The sequence below is a fragment of the Streptomyces polyasparticus genome (genome assembly GCF_014493765.1).
Classification (GTDB): domain Bacteria; phylum Actinomycetota; class Actinomycetes; order Streptomycetales; family Streptomycetaceae; genus Streptomyces; species Streptomyces polyasparticus.
This window is the reverse complement of sequence record NZ_JACTVJ010000083.1, coordinates 1-1,651: the sequence shown is the minus strand read 5'-3', so window position 1 is coordinate 1,651 and position 1,651 is coordinate 1. Positions and strand designations below refer to the sequence as shown.

Genomic DNA, 1,651 nt, shown 5'->3' with positions numbered 1-1,651 from the left:
TAAATATGTTCTTGTTCTGCTTTTTGAGATTCGGCGTATCCCATGTCGAATGCCATTTGCTTGGCAGATGGAGGAACCCAAGAAGATGACTTCCATGGAAGCACATCTTGAGAGTACAATTCATCCACTTCCTCCAAAGTCAAACCCTTGGTCTCACGGACAAAGAAGAAGACGTAGAAGAAGGAGAACAACAAACACCCAGCAAAGACAAAACCATAGTAAAAGTGGATAGCCGAAGTGATGAATGGAGTGAAGAACGAAATCAAGAAACCCCACAACCAGTTGGCTGCGGTAGCCACCGACATAGCTTTTGATCTGATTCTCAATGGGTAACTCTCAGACACGATACAGAACACACCACCGGCCCAAGTGGATGCAAAGAAAAAGATGTAAAGACAGGTGATGAAAATCATGGCATTTCCGGTGGGTTTGTTGGTATCAGTCAAGTCGTCATAACCATTGTTGTACAAGTTAACCGAACCCAAAACCGAGTAGATGATGAAACAGACAAACATGCACGCGGAACCGGTTAACAAACACTTTCTTCTTCCGTAACGGTCAATGACATAGATACCAAGGAAGGTAGAAGCAAAGTTGACCACACCCAAAATAATCGAGGTTTCGAAAGAATCTTGCAAACCAACAGCTTTGAAGATGGTTGTTCCATAGTAGAAGAAGTAGTTGTCACCAGTCAATTGTTGCAAAGATTGCAACATAATACCCATAATAACTCTTGACAAAATCTTGGGTTTACCGGTGATCAATTGAGTCCACGAAGCATTACCAGCAATTTTTTCTCTCTCGATACCAGCTTGGATCAATTGCACTTCAGTGTAGACAGCGGGATTGTCTGGGGTGGTAGAGTTGGATCTGGCAATAGACTTTTTAGCTTCTTCAATCTTGTTCTTTTCAATCAAGTAACGAGGAGATTCAGGCATCAAAAGCATACCAGAAACCAAAAGAATGGCCCACGCGAAACACAAACCCAAGGGAATTCTCCACTGTCTCGAATCGTCATAAGTCTTTGTTCCATAGGTGGTACAGTAACCCAAAAAGATACCCAATGTGATGAACAACTGGAAAACCACCACCAAAGTACCTCTCAATTTCTTGGGAGCAGACTCACCAATGAACAAGGGACACAACACAGAAACAATACCAACCGACAAACCAGTAATGGCACGTCCAATACAAATTTGGTACCATTTATCCAGAGACGAAATTTGCACAATGATACCAATCACATAGATAAGCATGGAAAACATAAGTCCCACTCTTCTTCCGTACATGTCAGCCACCTTGGACAAGAAAATACCACCGACAGCACATCCAATGTTGAAAATGGCAACCATCAAACCAGTTCTGACGTTCGACAAAGTGTATTCATCATGTTCAAGTTGTCCGAATCTTTGCTTAAAGTCAGGCATGTTAACAAACCCGGAAATGGTACCGGTATCGAAACCAAACACGAAACCACCAAACGCAATCAAAAGACAGAAAATGGAAACGGCAATATGTTTCTTGTCACTGTCGTCCAACGTAGGTAATGCTTCTTCTTCCTCTTCTGGTTTGTCATCTTTGACTAACAAAGAGTCATTATTGATGGGAGTCTGAACTCCCGAATCAAGTTCTTGTTGTGACATTATAAAAT

1 protein-coding gene is annotated in these 1,651 nt (G+C 42.0%); it reads right to left on the bottom strand.

Annotated features, from left to right (window positions below):
* On the bottom strand, window positions 1–1,651 hold a 1,651-nt coding region (locus H9Y04_RS48985; RefSeq protein WP_187820131.1), incomplete at both ends, for a sugar porter family MFS transporter.